4 protein-coding genes are annotated in these 4,219 nt (G+C 31.9%); all 4 read right to left on the bottom strand.

Annotated features, from left to right (window positions below; all coding sequences use genetic code 11):
- Positions 1-400: 400 nt before the first annotated feature.
- The 4 genes from OIO11_RS11930 to OIO11_RS11915 all read right to left on the bottom strand — a co-directional run bounded on the left by OIO11_RS11930 (position 401) and on the right by OIO11_RS11915 (position 3,963).
- Positions 401-1,198, bottom strand: a complete 798-nt coding sequence (locus tag OIO11_RS11930; RefSeq protein WP_268071693.1) for an ABC transporter ATP-binding protein — start codon at positions 1,196-1,198, stop codon at positions 401-403.
- Positions 1,161-2,075 carry an ABC transporter permease gene (locus OIO11_RS11925; protein WP_268071694.1) on the bottom strand — a complete coding sequence of 305 codons (915 nt, stop codon included), beginning with the start codon at positions 2,073-2,075 and terminating at the stop codon, positions 1,161-1,163. Before OIO11_RS11925 ends, OIO11_RS11930 begins: the two co-directional genes overlap by 38 nt.
- Positions 2,075-3,097, bottom strand: coding sequence for an ABC transporter substrate-binding protein (locus tag OIO11_RS11920; RefSeq protein WP_268071692.1), 1,023 nt, complete (start codon positions 3,095-3,097; stop codon positions 2,075-2,077). Before OIO11_RS11920 ends, OIO11_RS11925 begins: the two co-directional genes overlap by 1 nt.
- Positions 3,098-3,537: 440 nt before the next feature.
- Positions 3,538-3,963 (bottom strand): HutP family protein, encoded by a 426-nt coding sequence (locus OIO11_RS11915; RefSeq protein ID WP_268071690.1) that lies wholly within the window; start codon positions 3,961-3,963, stop codon positions 3,538-3,540.
- Positions 3,964-4,219: the final 256 nt, after the last annotated feature.

The raw sequence follows: 4,219 nt of genomic DNA, 5'->3' as shown, positions 1-4,219 counted from the left end.
TTTACCCCCACGCTTCAAACCCAATATTTCTACTACGCTTGGTGGTTGGCTACAAGGCTTCTTGGCAATTACCTTGACTGGACTTTCACCAGCTAGTATGGTCCAGCTTAGCTGGACGCACAAATAATAAAAGCTAGTGAAATTTTAATTTTCACTAGCTTTTGCTATTATCTATTCAAGTAAACATCTGGTAAGCTCTGAAAGCGATAGCTCAAGCTAAATATTACTTGTTCTAAGGCTAAACGCCTTTATTTAATCTTAACGCCCTTCGAAGCACTTAAAGCGTAAAAAAGATACTTTAAATTCAAAGATTTTCTGACACTAGGAAGAAAATCAACATTTTCTGGTGACTGGGGATTGGCGACTGGTTACTAGAATAAAATTGCGTCGCAATATTTTTCTATGATGCAAACAATCCTCTATCACTAACCAAATCTTTATCCTTGTTGCTTTCAAAAAACTTAAGTAGTTTTTCCATAGTAAGAGATTTTTTCTCTTCTCCACTTATATCTAAAATAACTTCTCCGTTGTGGAGCATTATAAGTCTGTTTCCTAAATTTATGGCATGGTTCAAGTTATGCGTTACCATAAGTGTTGTTATACCTTTTTCAGCTACAATATTTTTTGTCAATTCAATTATCTTTTCAGATGTTTTAGGGTCTAAAGCGGCTGTATGCTCATCTAAGAGTAATAGTTCCGGATTTGACATAGCTGTCATTATGAGTGTAAGTGCCTGTCTCTGCCCTCCTGATAAAAGTCCCACCTTTGTATAAAGCTTATCTTCAAGTCCAAGCTCCAGCTTTGAAAGCAGTTCTTTAAAATAAGGAATATTTTTTTTATTAACACCAAAACTAAAACCAAATTTTTTTCCTTTATTATATGCCATAGACATATTCTCAAGTATAGTCATAGACGGTGATGTACCTTTTGAAGGGTCTTGAAATACTCTTCCTATAAATTTAGTGCATTTATGCTCTGGAAATTTTGATATCTCATTTTCTCCTAATATTATAGACCCATTATCTACTGGTATTGTTCCAGATATTATATTCAATAAAGTAGATTTTCCTGCCCCATTACTGCCTATTATTGTTATGAAATCACCCTTATTTACATTTAAATTTAACCCTGCAAATACTTGATTTTCATTAACTGTATTTTTATTGAAGACTTTGTATAGATTTTTTACCTGCAACAACAGTCTTCACCTCTCTTTCTTCTCTACTCCTTCTATTTAAACTAAAACTTGCATTATTAGCTCCTAACACTACAATAACTATAATAGCAGTAATAAGCTTTAAGTCTGAAGGTGGAAGTCCAATTCTAAGTGCTCCTCCAATAGCAAACTTGTATAGTACTGCTCCTAAAAGTGCCATAGTAGTTGCTCTGACAAAGCTTAATTTTTTAAGTACTGCTTCACCTAATATTACAGCTGCAAGACCTATAACTACAGTACCTGTCCCCATACCTACAGCAGCATATCCTTGATGCTGTGCCATTATAGAACCGCCTAGTGCTACTATACCATTAGAAGTCATAAGTCCAATAATCTTTATATTGTCCTTATTGACGCCTAAAGATGTAACAAGCTGTTCATTATCTCCAACTGCCTTTAGCATAAAACCCAGCTTAGTTTTTAAAAATAAATCTAATAGTAACTTAACTCCAACAGCAAATATTGCAATTAAAAATACTGAATTAATAAATTTTGCTGATGTAAAAATAGTTTTAAAATTGAAAAATGATATATTAGATTTGCCCATTACTCTTAAATTAACTGAATATAATCCTATCATAACCAATATTCCAGATAATAAATTTGTTATTTTTAACTTAACATGCAGCAAACCTGTTATTAATCCCCCTAGCATACCAGCAATAACTGAATAAAAGCATGCAGCAAAAGGATTTATTCCTTTTGAAAGACACAGAGCTGTAACTGCTGCCCCTAATGGAAATGTACCATCTACTGATAAATCCGGGAAATCTAATATTTTATAAGTTATATATACTCCTAATGAAACTATCGCAAAAATAAGTCCCTGTTCTAATACGCTCAATAAGAATCCTGACATCATTCAACCCCTCCAGTAACTTTTTCAGCTTTGGAAGCTATATCCTGTGGAATCTCAATATTTAACTTCTTTACAGCATCTTCATTTATAACTATTGATGCTTCCTTTTGAGTCTCAACTGGTATTTCCATTGGTTTTTTGCCTTCTAAAATTTCAATTGCTTTAAGACCTGTCTGATATCCAAGCTTGTAATAATCAATTCCTTCTGTTGCTACTGCACCTGCTTTTACATGGGCACTTTCTGAACCTATAACAGGTATATTTTTAGCAAAACATTTTCTTGTAACCAGTGGCATTGCTGAAGCAATCATATTATCCTGCACAATGTATAAGATATCTATTTCAGTTAATATTGATTGTAAAGCTTGTGGAATCTCATTTTCACTTGTAATTCCTTGAGTCTTTATTTCGATTCCATAATTTCCTGCAAGTCTTTTTGCTTCTTCTACTTGAACTTCAGAATTTGCCTCACTAGTATTATAGATTATACCTACTTTTTTACCTGTTGGAACCAATTTTTTCATAAGTTTAAATTGTCCATCCATAGAAACGGCATCTGAAGTACCTGTTACATTTGTTCCAGGATTATCTAAAGATTTTACAATACCTGCTTTTACTGGGTCTGTTACTGCTGTTATCAAAATCGGAATATCCTTACTAGATTTTTGAGTAACATTATATGCTGCTTGTGCTGATGGCGTTGCAATTGCCATAATTAAATCTACATCATCATTAACAAATTTTTCTGCAATTGTTTGAGTTGTTGGCATATCTCCTTGTGCATTTTGAAAATCAATTTTTATATTTTCACCATCTACATAATTTTTATCTTTAAGTGCAGCTATAAATCCTTCTCTAGCTGAATCCAAAGCAGGATGTTCAACAATTTGTGTAATACCTATTTTTACAATATCCTTCTTTGCTCCATCACTTGTTTTGGATGTTTTTGAATTTGAACACCCACCTAGAGCTCCTACTAATAATACCGCTGAAACTAACATTGAAATTTTTTTACCTACCATTCTACCTTCCCCCTTAAAATAAAAAAACTCTCCAATAGGAGAGTTTTTTGCATACTGTAATTAAAGCAACGTAAATACAAAATTGCATTTACATCACCTAATAATCCTATATCTCCTACCGAACTACCATATTACTGTTTTAATATATCATATTGCCAAATAAAACTTTTAATTACCATACTACTCTAAAACTTTTCTACCATACTACTTCAGCTGTAACTGAATTTTTATATTATAACTTCTTTTTCTCATATTAGCTTCTTTAACCGTATTATATACTACTATGCCTCTATATGTTACTTGCTTAAATTTTATTTTTCTTAAACTTTACCATTCTTCAACAATTTCTTTTTATGAATTTTACAGTACTTTATATGTTACCCGTACTCTTTTAACTTTTGAATTTCTTATATTTTACATTACACCAATAAAATTGTCAATTATATTTTTTCTTCATTAGGAATTGAACGATGACCAAGCCCTATAACAACTTCATTTAAATGAAGAAGTCCAATACTTGCAAAAATACATACGCTTATATGTTCTTCACACCTTGCAATACCTATCTTTCCTCCTAAATTAAGTCCATTTGCCTTAGCTGATACTTGAAGTATAGCTTCTCTGGCTGCACCCACCACAGCTCCATCATGTACATGACAGTCTTTTATAATTCCTGTTCTTTTAGAAGCCACTAGAGCTCTTTCCATAATTTTAGGAATAGAAGCATTAAGACTCCCCCCTATGTCAACTGCTGCTGTTAATATATTTCTTTCTTTAAAGTTCTCTTCAAGTCTTCGCTCTTCATTTCTTTCAGATGTAGCCATCTTTATTGCAGCCTTTGCCACCTCAATGCTATTAGCTTTCATTATTTCACCTCTAACTATTTTCCTGCTGTAATTTAAAATATATATTACAATTATCAATATTCATTGATGGATTTATAAAAAAACTTCAACGTAGTTTTTTTATAATAAATATATTTCTTGTAATTTATATATATAAATAGAAAGTAATATCTGCACTTAAAGTTATACAACTATAACTTTAAGCACAAACGTTGAATAATTGCTTCAGGATTTTTGTTTATTTCATTTAGAAAAAGCTTAACATTTTCTCTAATTT

The organism is Clostridium sp. ZS2-4, from assembly GCF_026719745.1.
Classification (GTDB): domain Bacteria; phylum Bacillota; class Clostridia; order Clostridiales; family Clostridiaceae; genus Clostridium_H.
This window is presented reverse-complemented; position numbering and strand designations above follow the sequence as displayed.